This is a genomic window from Acidovorax sp. 106, assembly GCF_003663825.1.
GTDB lineage: Bacteria > Pseudomonadota > Gammaproteobacteria > Burkholderiales > Burkholderiaceae_C > Acidovorax.
Genome location: NZ_RCCC01000001.1, coordinates 3,877,674 through 3,896,115 on the forward strand (window position 1 = coordinate 3,877,674; position 18,442 = coordinate 3,896,115).

Here is an 18,442-nt window from a genome sequence, read left to right on the forward strand (position 1 = left end):
GACCGCCCCGGCATGGTAAGCCACAAATGCAGGCGCCCAGGTGTGTTTCAGTCTCCCTTTTGGGTGCCAATGCTTTGCTGTCACCAGTGAAGTGGCGCGGCGTGGTCTTCCCAGAAAATCCAGCGGCCCACTTCGGCGTAGTCTGAGTTGCCGATGGCATAGGGGTCCGGGCCTGTTTCTACCCGCTGTAGCAGCACCAGATACCCGCTGTGGCTGGTGGCGATCAGGGTGCTGCCGTCGGGCGCCAGGTCGATGGCGGCCACCGCGCCGCCGATGTGGTGGTGCCACAGGGGCTGCCCGGTGTCGTCCAGCCCGTGCAGCGTGCCGTTCGCATCGCCCAACACCACCAGCCCGGCCATGGCGGCCGATGCCTCGATCCGCCACTGCGTCTGGATGGCTTGCAGGGCCAGATCGCCCCTTGCGGGATGCATTGGCGTGCCCAGGCTGTGAACCAGGACCATGCCGGTACTGCCTGCGTACAGGTGGCATGCGCTGGCCAGCAGTGTGGCCGATCCATGCGGGAGGGTGGTGTGCGTGAAAGTCGCGTGGCAAGGGTAGGCAGACAGGGGGGCGTAGCGCGCAAGCACTCCTGCCTCGGCCTGAATGGAGGCCTGGGTCTGAATCACGATATGCGCGCTGTCCTGGTCGCCCACGGCGATGTGTTGCTCGTCGGCAGACAAGGCCATGTGCACCATGTGCAGGCGCAGCATGTGGCCGTCGGGGCAGGGCTGTTGATTCTTGGCCCAGGTGTAGGGGCCGTCTTCGTCCCATTGCAGGGGGTGCAGGCGCTGCACCGCATCCGGCGTGAGCAGGTACACGCCCGTGCTGTTGCGCAGCAGCACGCGCTGGCCGTTGTTTAAGGGGATGAGTTCGTCGCACGCCTGGCCCGCCGCACCTGCCGCCAAGCCCAGCGCAGGCGGTATGCCCTCGTTGCCTTGGGGCAATGCAAAGCGGGCAATCACCGGGCCGTCCCACCCCGCATGGGTGGTGATGTGGGTGCCGTCGCAGAGGGCAAAGCACTGGTGGTTGGGCGAGCGGCCTGCGCCATGCAGGCCGGGCAGGGGCTCGGCCTGCAGGCCCTGCAGCAACCACCACTGGGGTTGGCCAGACTGCACTGTGCGCACCACCACGCGGCTGCCGTTGGGCCCGCTGTCCAGCAGCAGAGCGGGCCCGGTGGCCTGGCCTGCGCGGTAGGCGTGCGCAGCAAACGCATCGGGCGCAAAGGCAAAGCGCTGGCGAAAGCGGGCAGACAGCTCCCCGTCTGCGTGCTGGTGCACCGCACGCGCCAGCTGCAGCACGGCATCGGCCAGCGGGATGCGTGGGTCTTCGGGCGGTGCGGGGGCGTCATCCGCCATGTGAAAGGGTGACGGGAGGCTGGCCTGCCCGGCATCAGGGGCATCGCCCCCGGGCAAGGTGCCGTCCACCGGGCTTTGTGTGGCCTGCAGGTGCGCGCGCACGGTGCGCACATAGTCTTGCCCTTGGCTTTGCCACAGGCCCGAGCATTCCATGCCTTGGGGGCCAAACACGTCGGTGTCCGGCAGTTGGTCCGGCAGTGGGGGCGTGGCCAGCAGCGGGAGTGCGGGCGCGGCGGCGGGGTCAGAGGCTTGCAGCGCGGTCGAGCGGCTTTCAATGTGCGCCTGGGCCTGGCGGACCAGGCGCAGCAACCGCGCCAGGTGGTCGGCTGCGCAAGGGGGCAGGGGGCTGCGGCTTTCGCTTTGGCGCTGGGTGTACTGCACCAGCACCTGCGGTGGGCCTTCGCGTGCTTCGTCCAGGTCCAGCTGGTAAGCGGCGTGGGCATCGTCGGGCGGGTCGCCGGGGCCGTCTTCGCCGTTTTGCCAGCTCAGCTTGAAGGCGCGGCCCCAGGGCTCGCCTTCGTGCAGGCAGGGCTGGCGCGCCCCGATCCAGAGCTGCCCAGCCCAAAAGCCGTTTTTCTCACCGTCCCACCAGTCGTTGTAGTGCTCGGTGAACAGCGGGCCAGAGGTCAATGCCTCCAGCCGCGCCGGGGTGATCTCGGCCTGCAACTGCGCCCACAGTGGGTAGCGCGCGCGCGCCTGGGCCGTGCCTTTGCGCACGTAGTCCAGCACCCCGCGCCAGGCCTGTTGGCAGGCTTGCCATGCCTGTGCGTTTCCAGGGGCTTCGGCTGCATCGGGCGGCAGCAAGGCTTGCCAGTCGCCGGGCTCGCCCTGGTGGTAAGGGCGGTACAGCAGGGTGAGCGGGCCGGCAAACGCTGCTTTGGTCGATGCCGTGGAAGGCATGCTGGGTGGCGCGCTGGGCGATGGCGGATGTCGCCTCCCCCGTTTCAGCACCCCTTGCAGTGCAGCCAGGGCTGTACCCAGCAAGCCCCGGCGGTGTTCTGGGTGGTCTACGGCCAGGTAGAAGTCCCATTGCTTCCACACCGTGATGAACACGCTGTTGTCTCGCGCATCGCCGTCGGCGTCCACATGCTGGCGGCACAGCGAAAAGTCTGTTTGCCCAAACCAGCCTGCTGCTGTGTGTTCTTTGTGCGCAATGATGGGCGAGCGCACGGCGGCCAGGAGGTTGGCGGCACTGAGGCTTTCGTCGGCGAACAAGCCAGGGATGGGCAGCGGCGGCAGCAGTGCATGCACCAGCGCCGTGGGCTGGGTGAGGGGTTGTTGTGCCTTGGCGGCACGCAGTACCTCAGCAGGGTCCAGCAGCTGGGCCAGGCTGCCGGTGCCCGCGTCGTCGGCGGCCAGGCAGTGGGGTGGCAGCAGCAGGCCCAGCGTTTCGTGGTCTGCTGTTTCATGGTGCGCGTGCGTGGGGTGTTCATGCTTGAGGCCCGGCGGGTCTTGCAGCGCAAACTCCAGATGGGGCGGCTTGTTCCAGTGCAGCGCGCTGCCCCGGGTGAACAGACCCACCTGGGCGGTGCATTGCCCCAGCACCGTCAGCCCGCCTGGCGCGCCATCGCTCCACAGCAGCGTCTGCACGGCCAGGTCGCCCTGCACATGCAGATGCACGCCTTGCAGCACAGCGCTGGTCATGCGCGCATCGCCCATGACCAGCGCGTGCACGGGCAACGGTGGGTTGGCAGGGGTGGTGCCCGCCATGGCCGTGGTCAAGGCGCCTTGCAGGTGCAAATGCCCGTTCACCCACAGCAGGGCACCCCCGGGGTGCGCGTGGGTGGCGGGCAATGCGGCCGCTGGGATGGGGGCTTGCCATTCGCTGTGCTCGCCAGGGTGGCTGGTGTTGGGGTGGGCGCACAGCTCCAGCGCTGCCAGGTCCAGGTCGCCGTCTACCCACCACACTGGCAAATCGGCCCAAGACTGCGCATCCCGCTGCAGCGCCTGCGCCAGCCAGCAAGTGGCTGGCAAGCGGTGGGCCAGTGCTGCGAGGCGGGTCAGGTGCACGGTTGGGAAGGGCATGGTGTAGTGCGAGGGGGACGGTGCCGAGGAAGGGGCTGCAGGCTGGCGATGGTAGTCCGTTGCGGCATCTGCGTCAGGCTGTGTCTGCGGCTGGACCCGCTGTCAGCCTTGGGGGCGTTGGCGTCCCCCCATTCCCACGGCCATTGGGTTAGCAAGTGCTGCCAGTCTGCTGTTGGCGTGGTGGCTGGCCCGGCAGGCTGGGGCGTGTTTTGCGCCATGGCAGGCAGCGCCAGCCCGCTGTGCAATTGCAGGCACTCACCTGTCACTGGGTGCGGCAAGCTCAGCTGCCAGGCGTGCAGCCACAGCCGCTGGTGCCCCAAGCGCTCGGCCCACCAGCGGTTCAGAGGGCCTTTACCGTGCGTGGCGTCGCCGATGATGGGGTGCGCCAGGTGCTTGAGGTGGCGCCGTATCTGGTGGCGGCGGCCTGTGGTGGGCACGGCCTCGACCAGCGCGGCGCGGGTGGTGGCAAAGCGCGGGTCGCTGGCTTCGGGCAGGGTCAGTCGGGCCAGGGTGCGAAAGCGGGTGTGGGCGTCCTGCACGGGGGCATCTGGCGGGGCGTCGTCGGGGCGCAGGGGGTGGTCTACCTCGGCCTCGGCGGGGGCCCAGCCGCGCACCATGGCCAGGTAGCGCTTGTGGGTGGCGTGCTGCTCAAACGCCTGCGACAGCGCCCGCGCCGCATCGCTGTGCAGCGCCATCACCAGCACGCCGCAGGTGCCTTTGTCCAGCCGGTGCACCGGAAACACATGCTGCCCCAGTTGGTCGCGCAGGGTTTGCATCACAAAGCGCGTCTCACCGGCATCCAGCCCCGTGCGGTGCACCAGCCAGCCCGCAGGTTTGTAGACGGCGACCATGTGCTCGTCTTGCCAGAGGATGTGCAGTGGGGTGTGCATGGAAGTTGAAAAGGCGAAGAGCGTTGCGGGCGGGGTGTCAGGGAAGGCGCGGATTGTGCCGCACGCGGCGGTCTCTACACTGGCCTGATCACCTCGCAGAAAGGATGCCCAGGTATGTCCGCAGGAGATTGGAAAGACATGTATGCCGCCGCTGTGGCGGGCGATCTGGCATTGGTGCGCCACCACATCAGTGCGGGGGTGAACCCCAACTACCAGCACCCCGAGATTTTGTGCACACCTCTGGTGGCCAGCCTCGTCCATGGCCACCGCGAGATCGCGCACTACCTGCTGGCGCACGGCGCTGACCCGGAACTGCGCTCGGATTTTGACGACATGACCCCGCTGGAGGCGGCACGCCGCTACCAGCGCGGCGAGTTCGTTGCGCTGCTGCAAGCACGCGGTGCGAGGGAAGATCGCAAGCCCTTTTGGTGGCGCTGGTTGCCGGTGTAGTGCCTTGCCCTTGGCACGCACTGAAGCGCTGGCCCTGCCGCGCACAGCCTGCCTAAGGCGAAAACCAGGCAACGTGCAGGCGACAATCGCAGGCTCATGACGAAAAAAACCATTCTTCCCCTGCAACTGCTGGTTGCCCCCAGCCAAGACGACCCTTCTCCGCTGGTGCTGTACCACGGCCGCCGCTGCCCTGACGGCTTTGGCGCCGCGCTGGCCGCGTGGCTTTACTACGGTGACCGGGCCGAATATGTGGGGCTGGACCACGGCGACGTGCAGACCGTGGCCGACCTGCCTGCGCTGGCGGGGCGTGCGGTGTACGTCCTCGACTTCTCTTTCTCTGCCGAGATCCTCACCGCCATCGACGCGCAGGCGGCCAAGCTGGTGATGCTGGACCACCACAAGAGCGCGGCGGAAAAGCTCACCGGCTTTGCCTGCCGCTGTGGTGTGGTGCATTTCGACATGAGCAAGTCGGGCGCCCGCCTAGCCTGGGAGTTCTTTCACCCCGAGCAGCCCGTGCCCGCGCTTCTGCAGTACGTGGAAGACCGCGACATCTGGAAGTGGGAGTTTCCGCAAAGCGCGGCCTTCCTCTCGGCGCTCGATATGGAGGTGCAGGACTTCGCCCGCTGGAAGGAGATCGCCCACTTCACACCCGAGCAGCTGGACGCCTTCATGGCCCGTGGCGGCGCCATGGACGAGAAGTACCGCAAGATGGCCCACGACATTGCCGAGGGCGCGCAGCCCTTGATCTTCAACGGCATCACTGGGCTGATGGTGAATGCACCGGGCATGTTCCACAGCCTGGTGGGCGACCTCCTCTCGGCCAAGACGGGCACGTTTGCGCTGATGTGGAGTGCCAGCAACAAGGGCGTGAAGGCGGGCTTGCGCGCCCAGCGCAACTTCGACTGCATCGCCCTGGCCGAAAGCATGGGCGGCGGCGGCCACGCGCAGGCCTGCGGCTTTCGCATGGGGGTGGAGCGCCTGCCTGAGTTGCTGACGGGCACCTTCAACGCTTGAGGCGGGCGTGGTTTTTCAATAAAAATAGGCTCTAGCGCTTTGGGAATAAGCGCTGGCAGCTATTGAATATGTAGCAAATCGGGTGGTGCGCCTGGGGCTTGTCACCCCCGCCCACTGCGGCCTAGACGAGCCGCAAATCCGTCCCCTTCGTTCCCGGAAACACCCGCGCCACGGCCGCCGCGTTGAGCCCGTACATGCGTGCAAACAGCCCGCCCAGCAGGCTGCGGTAGTCGTTGAGCACGGGGTAGTCGCGGTTTTGGAACAAGGTGGTGGCCGTGAGCGCTTGTTGCTCGCCCGCGATACGCCCGCCCTGCACACCACCGCCCAGCACCCAGAACACCGTGCCGTGGCCGTGGTCGGTGCCCCGGTTGCCGTTTTCGCGGAAGGTGCGGCCAAACTCGCTGACCACCACCACCACGGTGGAGTTCCAGGCCGCTCCCATCTCGTCGGCAAAGCCCGCCAGGCCCTGGCCCAACTCTTCCAGCCGGTTGGCTAGCGCCCCGGTGGCGGCGCCCTGCGCCACATGGGTGTCCCAGCCCCCCACGTCCACAAACCCGATCTGGTAGCGCGCCTGCATCAGCCGCGCCATGCGCCGGGCCGTGCCCTCAAAGCCCTTGGTGCTCAGTGCGTTGCGGCTGGCGGCTTCCATTTCGCCCTGCATGGTGCGGGCCACTTCGTCGCGCGTGGCAAAGCCCTCGGCCACGGTTGTGGCCAGTGCCGTGCCTTGGTACATGGACGCAATGAGCTGGGCCTGCCTTGCATCCACACCGCCCCGGCCAGCGCCCGCACTGAGCAAGGTGTTGGGCACATCGACTGCGCCGCGCAGCACCAGGGGCAGGGTGCTGGTGAAGGCCATGGGTTGCAGCGCAGCCGAGCTGGCCCCTGTGCGCGGGCTCAGCTCGGCCACCAACCGGTTCAGAAAGCCTGAGCGGTAGTCGCGCCGCCCACCCACGGGCTGGCCCAGTTCCATGCTGTCTTGCGTGTCGAAGTGGCTGCGCGAGAGATCGTCGGTGCCCGCAAAAGGCACCAACGCCAGCTGGCCCTGCTGGTACAGCGGCAGCATCGAGCCCGCCAGCGCCGGGTGCAGGCCCCAGTCGGGCGTAAGGGGCAGGGCGCCGCCTTCCTGCCCTGGGCGGGCGATGGCAATGTTGGGCCGCGACTCGTAGTAAAAGCTGCTGCCCGTGGGCACCAGCAGGCTGGCGCAGTCGTATCCACCACGCAAGAACACGAGCAGAAAGCGCACATCTTGTGCCTGTGGTGCGGCCAGCACGCCAGCGCTGCCAACGGCCAGTGTGCTGGCGCCCAGGGCTTGTAGAAGGTGTCTGCGAAGCATGGAGGGGTCCTTTCAATCGACCGGGCGCATGGCCGCGCCTGCAGTGCATGAGCTTGCGCGTCGCAGGCCAGGGCTGCGGTGCAAGGGCGTGAAGCGACTCAGGGGATGTGCCTCATCGTGTCCTCACCCGTACATGAACTCAGGCGACGCGAGGAACAGCAGGTTCCACTCGCGCGGGGATGTGGCTTGCTCCAGCGCCTGGCGCGTGGCGGCCGATCGGCTGGGCAGCATGGCCTGCACGTAGGCGCTTTGAGCCAAGGGTGGGGGCGTGCGGGCAGCAGCCGGTGGTGCAGAAGACGCCGCAGGCGCGCGCGACGGGGCCATGCCCATGTCCGGTGGTGCCGGGGCCGCCACGGCGGTGCCAGCACCTCCGGCGCCCCCAGCCCCAATGGCCCGAGCGATGTCAAAACGGCTGGCCATCTGCCCCGACCCGGACCACGCGGCAGCGTCCAGCGGATAGCCGTCGGGCGTGGCGCGGCCATACAGGGGCTCGGCCAGGCGCTGCAGCCAGCCCAGGGTGGGCTCCACGCTGGGCAGCACCGCGTCGCCGTGCGCCAGGCGCAGGCTGGCCAGCACGTAGTGCACCGGGTCGCGAAACCGCTGGCCCAGCGATGCGCGAAATTCTGCGGTGGCAAAGACTGTTTCCAGTACGGCGGCAATGTCGCCATCGGTGCGCTCGAAGGTGTGGGCCAGGGTCTGCAGCAGCGCGGGCGTGGGCTGGTCACCGACCATGAACAGCGCGATCTTGCGGGAGATGAACCGCGCCGTGGCCGGGGCGCGTGCCAAGCGGTCCAGCGCCTCGTCCACCTCGGCCATGCCTTCGGCTTTGAGGGGTTGGCCCAGCAGCGTCTTGGGGTCCCAGTCGTGGCGCTGGGGGTTGAACTCGAACAGGCCTTCGCGCACGTAATGCGGGCGCAGTGCGGGCTTCATGCGCGGCGGCTCATCGCCCAGTGGGCGCAGCGAGACACCCACCCCGGTGAGCACGCGCGCCAGCTCTTGCACGTCTTGTTGGCTGTAGCCGCCGCCCACGCCCAGGGTGTGCAGCTCCATCAGCTCGCGGGCGTAGTTCTCGTTGATGCGGCCTGCGGCGTTTTGCGCATTGTCCAGGTAGTGCAGCATGGCCGGGTGGCGCACGGTGGCGCCCAGCAGGTCGCGAAACCGCCCCAGCGCATGCGGGCGCACAGCGCGTTCTTCGTAGTCGCCCACCAGGGCGCGCAGGTTGCCCTTGCCCGCGAAGACGTTGAAATGGTTCATCCAGAACCAGGTCATCTTCTCGCGCAGCGGGGTGGGCGAGTACAGGGCGCGCAGCATGTGGCGGCTCGCGGCTTCTTGTTGCAGTGCGCGCATGTCCTGCTGCCAGGCATTCAAAGCCGCCTTGCGCTCGTCTTCGGTCGGCAGGGCTTTGGCCTCGCGCTGGCGGGCTTCCATGTCAAGCGCCAGGGCTTCGATAGGCGTGCGCGAGATCACCATGGCGTCGATCTGCGCCTGGGCCGCCGCAGGCAGTGCCGCAGTGGTGCCGGCGCGCAGTTGCCGGGCCAGGTAAGCACCGACGCCCATGGTGCCCACGGCGTGCGCGCCCATCGCCGTGCAACCCCAGGTGACGCGGTCCAGCAGTTGCGCCGTGGTGCGCTCATCGGCCGTTGTCCAGTCACCGGGGGCCGTGGTGTCGGCAGGCCGTGCCTTGGTGCGTGCGATGCGGGTGGGGCTGGGGTCGCCCGAAGCGGCCGATGCACCCGACGCCGCCATGCCCAACAACCCTGCCAGCAAGGTGCGGCGTGCGATGGAGGGTGGGGGTGTCAAGAAAGGGGTCATGGGGCAGCCTCACGCAGCAGATGTCTAGAACCTTTTTAAACGGCTCTTTGCCTATGCTGCCGCACGTTGCCCATGGCATGCAAGCCGCTGTGCACAGGCTTTACCTGCGCGACATAAATGCGCTTGAAGCGGTTGCACTTTGCTGCAGATGCGGGGGCTTTGCGCCCTGCGTGCCCCTGCTTGTTGAACGATCTGCCGTGGGTGCTCAGGGTTGTTTGCCTGTGGCCTCGGCCGCTTCTTCAAAGCGGTCCACCTTGCGCAGCTGCTTGAAGCCCAGCGTCCACCCGCCCACCACGCCCAGGGTGCACAGGCCGCCCAGCACCGCGGCGGGCACCACGCCCAGCCACGCGGCGCTGGTGCCTGCGCGGAACTCACCCAGCTCGTTGGACGAGCCGATGAACAGCATGTTGACCGCATTCACCCGGCCACGCATATGGTCGGGGGTGGAGAACTGCACCAGCGCGCCCCGGATGTACACGCTGACCATGTCGGCCGCCCCGGCCACCAGCAGTGCCGCAAACGACAGCCAGAACCAGGTCGACACCGCAAATATCAGGTTGGCCAGCCCGAACACGGCCACCGCGATAAACATGGTGCGGCCCACCTTGCTGTTGAAGGGGCGCATGCTCAGGTACAGCCCGGCGCCCACTTCGCCCACCGCCACAGCGCTGCGCAGCGCGCCCAGGCCCGCCGGGCCCACGTGCAGCACTTCGCTGGCGTAGATGGGCAGCAGCGCCACCACGCCTCCCAGCAGCACGGCAAACAGGTCCAGCGAGATGGTGCCCAGGATGATGGGGCGCGAGCGAATGAACCGGATGCCCGCGCCAAAGCGCTGCCACATGGTGCCCAGCGTGGGCCCCACGGGGCCTGCGTGGGCTGTGGCCACGCGCATCAGCAGCGCAGTGCCGATGGCAAAGCAGGCAAAGCACAGGGCAAAGGTCAGTTCACCGCCACCCAGGGCATACAGCACGCCCCCTAGCAGCGGGCCGCCAATGCTGGCAGAGCGCATGAGCATGCTGTTGGCCGCAATGGCCTGGGCCAGTTGCTCGCGCGGCACTACCTGGGGCAGCAGGCTTTGCAGCGCGGGCCCTGAAAACGCCCGCGAGCAGCCAAACAGCACCAACACGGCGTACACGCCCGCCACGCCACTGGCGCCGTGGCCCGACAGCCACCACAACCCGGCGCTGCACAAGGCCCCCACGGCCCAGCTGATGGCCAGGATGTTCTTGCGCGAGAAGCGGTCGATCAAATCGCCCGCAGGCAGCAGCAGGCACAGCATGGGCAGGAACTGCGCCAGCCCCACATAGGCCAGCGCCAGCGGGTTGCGCGTCAGGTCATACACCTGCCAGGCCACCACCACGGCTTGCACCTGGGTGGCAAACACCGCCATGAGGCGTGCGCTGATGAAAGACAGAAAACCGGGGTGGCGGTAGATGCTGGCCGGGGCAGCCGCTGGTGGGAGGGAGGTGGAAGACGTCACTTGAAGGAGCGGCACCGGCCGCGCATGAGATTGATTCGCATGCTAACGCTTTGTGGCGCAGCTTGCTTGGCCGCCGCCAGGGTCAGGGCGCACCGGACCCGCGCTGAAAAACGGCTGCGCAGAGCGTTGCACACATTTCCCAGAAGTTTTCGCACAAACGTCCGATAACCCATAGAACGCGAATCAAAGAGGGAGATGTCACCACCGCCAGAGCCAGCGGTGCGTGTGCCGTTGCAGGCCCCGGCTGGGGCCAGTGCTGTCTATTTGGAGACAACCTAAGAGAACTGCCATGGGGCTGAGCGTCAATACCAATGTGATGTCGCAGAGCGCGCAGCGCAGTCTGGGCCGTGTGCAGGGCGAGCTGGCCTTGTCCATACAGCGGCTTTCGTCGGGCCTGCGCATCAACAGCGCCAAGGACGATGCCGCCGGGCTGGCCATATCCGAGCGCTTTACCAGCCAGATCCGGGGGCTGAACCAGGCCGCGCGCAATTCCAACGATGCGTTGTCCCTTTTGCAAACGGCAGAGGGCGCGCTGTCTGGCGTCAGCGGCAATCTGCAGCGCATCCGCGAGCTGGCGGTTCAGGCGGCCAATGGCACCTACAGCGCCTCAGACAAGCAGGCCATACAGGCCGAGGTGGCGCAACTGGCCGCAGAGATCGACCGGTCTGCCCTGGCCACCCAGTTCAACGGCATGGCGGTGTTTGACCCCAGCCGGGCCAGTGCGGTGGGGGACGAGAATCAGCTGGCCGTGTTCGACGGCATGACCAGCGTGGGCAGCTGGCTGGAGAGCAGCGAGCAGTTGATTTCCAGCCTGTACGGCATCCAGGCCGATGGGGCGGCGCTGGAGATTCGCTACACCGGCTTTACCGACAACGCCGGTGGCGTCGCCGCCTACGTGCAGGCCACGGGCTTTGATGGGCAAGGCCGTGGCAACAATCTTGTTTTGCAGGTGGATATGGCAGATTTTGTGCCGCCCAACCTGCCCAACGGCGGCTCTGCCCCGTACTACAACGACCGCATCATTGCCCACGAAATGGTGCACGCCGTGATGGCGCGCGCCACCAACTGGCAGGACTTGACGGGCAACCACCTGTGGTTTGTGGAGGGCACGGCCGAATTCATCCAGGGGGCGGAGGAGCGTGTCAAAGCCGACGTGGCCAGCTCCAGTGCCGCCACAGTGGCTGCGGCCATCAATGGGCCGTCCAACACCAGCGCTTTTTACTCGGCCAGCTACTCGGCGGCGCGCTACCTGCACAGCCGAATCAAGGCGGCAGGGGGCGAGGGCATCAAGGACGTGCTCACCTACCTGAACAGCAACCCCGGCTCAACGCTCGACCAGGCACTGGCCAACGCGTCCAGCGGGCAGTTTGCCAGCGCGGCCGATTTCAAAACCCAGTTTGCGGCGGCGGGTGCTGCGTTCATCGGCGCGTTTGACTTGAACAACGCAGACACCGGTGCCATCGGGGGGCTGGATGTGGACGGAGGGGATGTGAAGACCGCCACCAGCACGGTGCCCAACAGCGGCAGCAAATCGGGCACCAATGTGCTGGATGGGTTCACGGAGTCGTTTGAGGCGATTGCCACCTCGGGCGGCTCCACAACGACCAAAGTGTTCCAGGTAGGGGCCAATGCCAACCAGACGCTGGAGACGCGGGTGGGTGCAGTCAACCTCAGTGCGCTGGGCTTGCGCAGCACGCTGGATGTGACGATCTCGCCAGCCCAGGCCATCGTGGCGGTGGACCGGGCGCTGGACTACGTCAACAGCCAGCGCGCAGTGATTGGTGCCCAGTCTTCGCGGCTGGAGACCACGATGTCTACGCTGCAAAACACCAGCCAGAACCTGTCGGCCAGCCGCGCGCGCATTGTGGATGCCGACTTTGCGGTCGAGGCTGCAGCCCTGGCGCGCCAGCAGATCCTGCAGCAGGCGGGCACTGCCATGGTGGCGCAGGCCAACCAGGTGCCCCAGGGCGTGCTGGCGTTGCTGCGCTGAGGGCGGCACGGCAGGTCTGCAGGTCTGGGTTAGCGCGGGTGCTGCCGATGCCGGTACGTCCACGGCGCTTGGGGCCGCTTTTGCGACCACAGCCCCACGTTCCGGGCCTGGGCCCGTTTCTGCAGCGGCTCCAGCTGTGGGTGTTGCTTGGCATAAGGCGTGTACACCCAGGCCAGGCCAGCGCTCACCTGGGCCGTTGCAACGTCTTGTCCGTTGCAACGCACATTGGCCACTGTGCGGCCATAGTCGTCCTTTTGCAGGGGCCGCAGCGTGGCTTGCTGCTTGAAGCACAGGCGTGCCAGGTTTTGCTTGGAGCGCAAGCCATAGGCCTGCTTGCTCTCTGGCGCATCGATGGCGGCAATGCGTACTTTGATCGGGCGGTAGGCCCCGGCTTGGCCGCAGCGGGCGGTGAGGGTGTCGCCATCGCTGATGGCGATGACAAGGCAGAGCAGGGTCGTTACGGGCACAAAAATCCAAGTCTGTGGTGGCGTGCGGCAGCGGCGGCCCACATGCCAGCGCCTGCACCACCTGTTCAATTTAAAGGGCAAAGGGGCGCCACTATACGGGCTTCTTTCGTGGTGCCGCCCGTGCGCGCGAGGCCATTGTTAACGCTGCTTGCCGTTGTGTTTCTGGATGTTTTTTTGCGGCGTTTTTCGGGGTAAACGGCCCACTTCGCCACTAAGATGCCACCGCTTGCCTGGGCCCCTGACGGGCCTTGGGCGGGCTTTTTTGCGCAGGCACAAGGCGCCCCGCTGGCGAATGGGTATACCCGCGACAGCAGGAGTGACACCAGAGGCGATGGCCCGATCCATCCCGATGGATGCGTTCAGCGCCCCGGGCTGCCTCCAACCAATCACAGGAAACCGATCCGACTATGTTCAATTACCTCCAATGGGGTCGCCGTTGCTCGGCCGGGGCTTTGTGGGCCCTGGCGGTTTGGGGTGTGGGGGCAGGCGCCCAGACCACGCCGCCCAAGGCCGCAGCCGCTGCAGCGGGGGCCGCCGCTGGCGTGCCCGTGGTCTCGCAACTGTGGCATGTAGACTATGACGTGGCGGCCGATGGCAAGTCTTCGGTGGCCTACGCCACGCAGCACCAGGTGGCCCACGCCAGCGCGTTGGAGCGCATGAAATCGTTCTCCTTCTCCTACAGCGCAGGCATCCAGACCGCGCAAATCCTGGAGGCCTACACCCTCAAGGCCGACGGCCGCCGCATACCGGTGCCACCCACCAATTACCAGACTGTGGTGAGCGATGGCCGCGATGGCGCCAAGCCCCTGTTCTCTGACCGCACCCGCATCTCCGTGGTGTTCCCGGACCTGGCCGTGGGCGATTCGGTGGGCATGCGCTACCGCATTGATGACAAAGAGCCCATCTTTCCGGGCGCCTTCTCGGTGGTGCAGGGCTTCTCGCCGTATGGTGTGCACGAAGACAGCCGCGTCACCATCCGCGCGCCCAAGGGCCTGAACCTGCGCTTTGAAGCCCACGGCCTGCAAGAGCAGCCCCCGGTGCAAGACGGCGACGCCACCGTGCGCCAGTGGCGCTACCAGAACACCACCCCCAAGGCCTGGGACGAGGCCGATGCCGGCATCTGGCGGCTGGACGAATCGCCCGTGCTGCTGGCGAGCACGTTTGCCGACTACGAAAGCATTGCCCGCGCCTATGGCGAGCGCGCCTTGCCCAAGGCCCGGCCCACACCGCGCATCGAGTCGCTGGCCCAGTCCATCGTGGGCGCGCAGACCGACCCGCGCGAACGCGCACGGCTACTGTACGAATGGGTGTCCACGCAAATCACCTACGGCGGCAATTGCATTGGCGTGGGGGCCGTGGTGCCGCGCGATGTGGACGTTGTGCTCGACAACAAAATGGGCGATTGCAAAGACCACGCCACGCTGCTGCAGGCGCTGCTGACCGCGGTGGGCGTGCGCAGCGAGCAGGTGCTGGTCAATGCGGGCGAGCTGTATGACCTGCCCACCACGCCGGTGGTTTCCACCGTCAACCACGTCATCAACTACCTGCCCGATTTCAAGATGTACCTGGACGCCACCGCCAAGCAGGTGCCCTTTGGCTACCTGCCCGGCAGCGCCTACGCCAAGCCGGTGATCCATGTGGGCGCGGACAAGGCGCTGGCCAGCATCCCGCCCGGCAGTGCCGACCTGACGGAGCAGCGTGCGCATACCAGCATCCAGATCGCGGCTGATGGCAGCGCCAAGGGCAGCCTGCAGGCCTCCTTCAAGGGGCTGGCTGCCGCCCAGATGCGCAGCTACATGGCCGATTTGCAGGGCGACGGCGAGCGCGACTTTGTGCGCAACATGCTGGCCAGCGGGGGCTTCAAGGGCCAGGGCGTGCTGGACCGGGGCGACCTGGCACCTGCCAAGGAGCTGTCGGACAGCTACAGCTTTTCGATCACCTTCGAGATCGCCAAGTACCTGCAGGCAGGCAAGCGCGGCGCCTTTGTGCTGGCCCCGGTGCTGAACCTGCCCATGGGCATTGCGCGCCTGGCCGAGGCCGAAGAAAAGCACCTGCCGCGCAGGCGCACGGGCTGCTACGGATACCACAGCTACGAAACCTATGACGTGGAATTGGGCGCGGGCGTGGCCTTCAACCGCGTGCCGCCCAATCTGCAAACCCGCAACCAGGCACTGAACTACAGCGCCACCTACCAGCGCACCGCCAATGGCTACAAGGTCAGCCGTGAGGTGCACGACACCACGCCGCAGGGCCTGTGCACGCCAGAGTACGCCGCGCAGTGGAACAACGAGGTCAAGCCCATCGCGCAAAACCTGCAAAGCCAGATTTTTTACCAGCGTGGCGAGCCGGCCAAAGAGCAGGCCAAGGGCGCCCAAAAGGGCCAGGTCAAAGGCCAGGCCAGGGGCGCTGCCAAGGGGCCAGCCAAAGCCCCGGGCAAGGTGCAACCCAAAAAGCGATGAGATGGGTTGAAGGTATTTAGGATTTTTGGCTGCTAAGGCTTATGGATAAAGCGCTGGCAGCTATTGAAGTGATAGCATTGATGGGCTGCCAGCCCGTGGCGTAGCCAAGGCGGTGTGAACGGTTGCTGCGCAAAGAAGGGGAACTCCCGCCTCCCCAGGGGGCTCTGCCCTGGTGGGTTTCTTTGCTGTGCGGCTGGGGGCTTTTGGTGCGACGGCCCTGGGCTTCATGGGGCCGCCCCAAAAACAGGCTACCCTTTCACACTGGTGGGTCACACAAGCCATCGGCAGGGCGCGGCACACGGCACATGCCCAGTTTGGAGAAAACGGTTTTGAAGCATCTTTTACGCGCACACGTTGGCGGCGCCTTGTCGGCTTTGGTGGGGCGACTGACGCCCTGGGCCGCCCTTGGTGCGGCAGCCCTGTTGGCAGGCTGCGCTGCCACCGGCCCTGCGCCCAAGTTCTATGGCCCGCAGGAGAAGTTCGGCTCGGTCGCCACCTATTCACGCCTGTTTGATGCCACGCCTGCGCAGACTTGCGAAGCCTCGCGCCGCGCCTTGCTCAGCCAGGGCTACCTCATCAACACCACCACGGCCGAGATGGTGGAGGGCAAAAAGAGCTTCCAGCCCAGTGCAGAGACCCACTTGCAAATGGTCATCCGGGTGGTGTGCGTGCCCGACTCTCCCAGCGGAAAGGTCAGCCTGGGCTTTGTGACGGCCCTGCAAGACAGCTACACCCTGCGCAAAACCAATAACTCGGCCAGCCTGGGGGTGGGGGCGCTGGGGTCGGTGTCCTTGCCCATTGCGGCCAGCAGCGACTCGCTGGTCAAGGTGGGCAGCGAGACCATTGCGGCCGACAGCTTCTACGACAGCTTTTTTGACCTGATCAAGCGCTACCTAGTGGCCGATGATGTGCCCGCTGAGGTTTCGGCAGGCAGTTAAAACGGATATTCGACCCCTCCCCAGGGGCTCAACCCTGAACCCAGGCCAGGCGCGTTCACCGCCCTGGCCTTTACTTTTGGCGCCGATTGCGGGACGATTTGGTTTTCTGCACTGCAACAGGAGACAGCCATGGATTCCGTTCAGCCCCGCATCGACCCCGTGAGCCGCTACGGCGCAGTGAACCCCACGGACGGGGTGCAGCCTGCGGGCCGTGCCACGGTGGGCAACCGCAACGCATCGCAGGCGGCAGATACCCCTGCCACCCCGGCCAGCGCAACCACCGTGACCCTGAGCCGCCGCGCGCAAGAGCTGGCGGCACAGGAAACCCAGGAAGAAGCCCGCGAAAGCACCCAGCAGGTCAGTGACGCGGCGCAAGCCCGCCAGGACACTGCCGATGCAGCGGCTACCGCTGCGGCCCAGCAGGCCACCGCAAACAGCGCCAGTAACACCAACAGCACCAGCCCGCGCGATGCCCAAGTGCGCCGCGCCTATCAAGCCAGCGAGGGTGCGGCCTCTGTGGCCTGACCCATCCTCCCCGGCCCCCACCGCACGCCACCCGCGCGCTAGGAGTTCACCATGGTCACCGCCGTCAGCAGCGCCGCCGCAGCGCCCAGCAGCTCGTATGCCGTGCAGACCGCCCGGCGTGAAGCCCTGCAGGCTGAGCAAACGGCGCAGAACTTGCAAACCCAGGCCGAGGCCGCCCAGCGCAGCGCCGACCAAGAGCAGGCCCGGGCCGATGATTTGAGCGGCCAGTCGGCCGATGCGAGCCAGCGGTCGGTCAGTGCACGGCGCAATCTGGCGGCGGCGAATGACCCAGCCTCTCGCACGGCCAGCCAAACTCAGGCCCAGGCCGTGGCGCCTGCGGCACCTCCTGAAAATACCCGCTTGCTCAGTGCTTCCGGCCGCGTGGCCGGTGGCGTCAGTGCTGGGATGTTTGTGAACGTGTACGCCTGAACGGGTTGCTACGGTCTTGCTGTGATGGATCCGGCACGGACCTTCTTGATGCGTTCACGCTGAGCCTTTCGACGGGCTCAGGACAGGCTTGTCGAAGCGCTGCGCAAGGTTTCGACAAGCTCAACCCGAACGGATATTTCAAGTTCGAAGAAGCTCGCTCGATAGCACTACAACACGCCCAAGGTCTTGTGGGGCCGTGGTCATTTCCGCCCCGGGGCCGTGCCCCTCACTCCAATCACTGCACCGCCACCTGTTTCCATGCCCCCGGCGCCAGCCCTTCCAGCGTGTAGGGGCCCACGGCGGCGCGCACCAGCCGCAGCGTGGGGTACCCCACGGCGGCGGTCATGCGCCGCACCTGGCGGTTGCGGCCTTCGCGTATCACCAGCTCCAGCCAAGCCGTCGGGATTGACTTGCGCTCGCGGATGGGCGGCACCCGGGGTGCCAGAGCGGGTGCGGGGTCCAGCAAGCGGGCCTGGGCGGGCAGGGTAGGGCCGTCGTTGAGTTGTACGCCCTGGCGCAGTGCGGCAAGGGCGGCCTCATCGGGCACGCCCTCCACCTGCACCCAATAGGTCTTGGCCATCTTGAAGCGCGGGTCGGCAATGTGGGCCTGCAGCTTGCCATCGTTGGTCAGCAGCAAAAGCCCTTCGCTGTCGGCGTCCAGCCGACCGGCCACATACACGCCGGGCAGGTCGATGTAGTCCTTGAGGCCCTGCCACTGCCCCTCGGGGGTGAACTGGCTGAGCACGCCGTAGGGCTTGTTAAAGCAGATGAGCTGCACCGCCTCGGGGGCGATGCGCTCGGTCACAGGCCTGCGCGCGGGCGCTGGGGATGGGCGTGTGGCTTTGGCCGGGCCTGTGCGCGGGGCGGCGGCAGGGCGCGAGAGTGTGGGGCGGCGTGGGGGCTGCGTCATGCCTGTGCAAACGTGAACGGGTGGAGGGGGCAGATGGGGACGGTGGGGCAGAGCTTGCAGGGCCGTGCGGTCATCGGGTGGGGCAGTGCAGGCCCCGGTCAAAGCCCTCAGTCCTCGTCTTTGCCCACCACGGCCCTCACGCCTGCAGCGCCTATGTCCACCGTGGTGCCCACCACGGTAGCTCCCACCTTCACGGTGGTGCTGACCACCGTCACGGCCGCGTCGGCCACGGCCACCACCGCACAGCCAGAACACAGCAGGGATACGGTGCACACAGCCGCCCACAGCATGGCGCCGGGCCGTGGGTGGGGCTTGGCGTGGCAGGCTGCGGCAGAAGTCTGGAGGGTTGAGCGAAGGCTGGGCAT

Annotated in this window: 14 protein-coding genes and 1 pseudogene; 7 read left to right on the forward strand and 8 right to left on the reverse strand. The window is 66.8% G+C overall.

All coding sequences use genetic code 11. The features are described from left to right. Positions 1 to 80 precede the first annotated feature (80 nt). Positions 81 to 3,380 (reverse strand): WD40 repeat domain-containing protein, encoded by a 3,300-nt coding sequence (locus tag C8C98_RS17160; RefSeq protein ID WP_121455274.1) that lies wholly within the window; start codon positions 3,378 to 3,380, stop codon positions 81 to 83. 131 nt (positions 3,381 to 3,511) lie between these two features. After that, a pseudogene (locus C8C98_RS17165) lies at positions 3,512 to 4,270 on the reverse strand (pseudouridine synthase); the annotation flags it as partial. Between the two features lie 114 nt (positions 4,271 to 4,384). Between C8C98_RS17165 and C8C98_RS17170 the strand changes: the two are divergent. Both C8C98_RS17170 and C8C98_RS17175 read left to right on the forward strand, forming a co-directional pair. Continuing rightward, on the forward strand, positions 4,385 to 4,720 hold the full coding sequence (locus C8C98_RS17170) for an ankyrin repeat domain-containing protein (protein WP_121455276.1): 336 nt from the start codon (positions 4,385 to 4,387) through the stop codon (positions 4,718 to 4,720). A 96-nt stretch (positions 4,721 to 4,816) separates the two neighbouring features. Further along, entirely contained in the window at positions 4,817 to 5,734 is a 918-nt protein-coding gene (locus C8C98_RS17175; protein ID WP_121455277.1) for a DHH family phosphoesterase, read from the forward strand. Between the two features lie 121 nt (positions 5,735 to 5,855). Here C8C98_RS17175 and C8C98_RS17180 read toward each other — a convergent pair whose 3' ends face one another. The 3 genes from C8C98_RS17180 to C8C98_RS17190 form a co-directional block, all read right to left on the reverse strand. Then, positions 5,856 to 7,067, reverse strand: coding sequence for a DUF1501 domain-containing protein (locus tag C8C98_RS17180; protein ID WP_121455278.1), 1,212 nt, complete (start codon positions 7,065 to 7,067; stop codon positions 5,856 to 5,858). Positions 7,068 to 7,190: 123 nt separating this feature from the next. After that, positions 7,191 to 8,879: a DUF1800 domain-containing protein gene (locus tag C8C98_RS17185; RefSeq protein ID WP_121455279.1), complete on the reverse strand. Its 1,689-nt coding sequence runs from the start codon at positions 8,877 to 8,879 to the stop codon at positions 7,191 to 7,193. A 205-nt stretch (positions 8,880 to 9,084) separates the two neighbouring features. Beyond that, positions 9,085 to 10,374, reverse strand: coding sequence for an MFS transporter (locus C8C98_RS17190; RefSeq protein ID WP_199726608.1), 1,290 nt, complete (start codon positions 10,372 to 10,374; stop codon positions 9,085 to 9,087). A 274-nt stretch (positions 10,375 to 10,648) separates the two neighbouring features. On the opposite strand from C8C98_RS17190, the gene C8C98_RS17195 reads away from it, so the two are divergent. After that, entirely contained in the window at positions 10,649 to 12,349 is a 1,701-nt protein-coding gene (locus C8C98_RS17195) for a flagellinolysin (RefSeq protein ID WP_121455281.1), read from the forward strand. Positions 12,350 to 12,378: 29 nt separating this feature from the next. Here the strand turns inward: C8C98_RS17195 and C8C98_RS17200 are convergent, their stop codons facing one another. Continuing rightward, positions 12,379 to 12,816 carry a thermonuclease family protein gene (locus C8C98_RS17200; RefSeq protein WP_121456339.1) on the reverse strand — a complete coding sequence of 146 codons (438 nt, stop codon included), beginning with the start codon at positions 12,814 to 12,816 and terminating at the stop codon, positions 12,379 to 12,381. Between the two features lie 407 nt (positions 12,817 to 13,223). On the opposite strand from C8C98_RS17200, the gene C8C98_RS17205 reads away from it, so the two are divergent. From C8C98_RS17205 to C8C98_RS17220, 4 genes are all read left to right on the forward strand, one after another. Then, on the forward strand, positions 13,224 to 15,275 hold the full coding sequence (locus C8C98_RS17205) for a DUF3857 and transglutaminase domain-containing protein (RefSeq protein ID WP_158600178.1): 2,052 nt from the start codon (positions 13,224 to 13,226) through the stop codon (positions 15,273 to 15,275). 386 nt (positions 15,276 to 15,661) lie between these two features. Continuing rightward, positions 15,662 to 16,213, forward strand: coding sequence for a DUF2242 domain-containing protein (locus C8C98_RS17210; RefSeq protein ID WP_233574699.1), 552 nt, complete (start codon positions 15,662 to 15,664; stop codon positions 16,211 to 16,213). A gap of 129 nt (positions 16,214 to 16,342) precedes the next feature. Beyond that, entirely contained in the window at positions 16,343 to 16,738 is a 396-nt protein-coding gene (locus tag C8C98_RS17215; protein WP_121455284.1) for a hypothetical protein, read from the forward strand. A 51-nt stretch (positions 16,739 to 16,789) separates the two neighbouring features. Next, on the forward strand, positions 16,790 to 17,167 hold the full coding sequence (locus tag C8C98_RS17220; protein WP_121455285.1) for a hypothetical protein: 378 nt from the start codon (positions 16,790 to 16,792) through the stop codon (positions 17,165 to 17,167). A gap of 235 nt (positions 17,168 to 17,402) precedes the next feature. Here the strand turns inward: C8C98_RS17220 and C8C98_RS17225 are convergent, their stop codons facing one another. After that, the gene (locus C8C98_RS17225) at positions 17,403 to 18,077 is read right to left on the reverse strand and encodes a pseudouridine synthase (protein ID WP_121455286.1); all 675 of its coding nucleotides are present in this window, start codon (positions 18,075 to 18,077) and stop codon (positions 17,403 to 17,405) included. A 107-nt stretch (positions 18,078 to 18,184) separates the two neighbouring features. Next, complete coding sequence (locus C8C98_RS17230; protein ID WP_233574579.1) at positions 18,185 to 18,442, reverse strand: hypothetical protein; 258 nt, start codon at positions 18,440 to 18,442, stop codon at positions 18,185 to 18,187.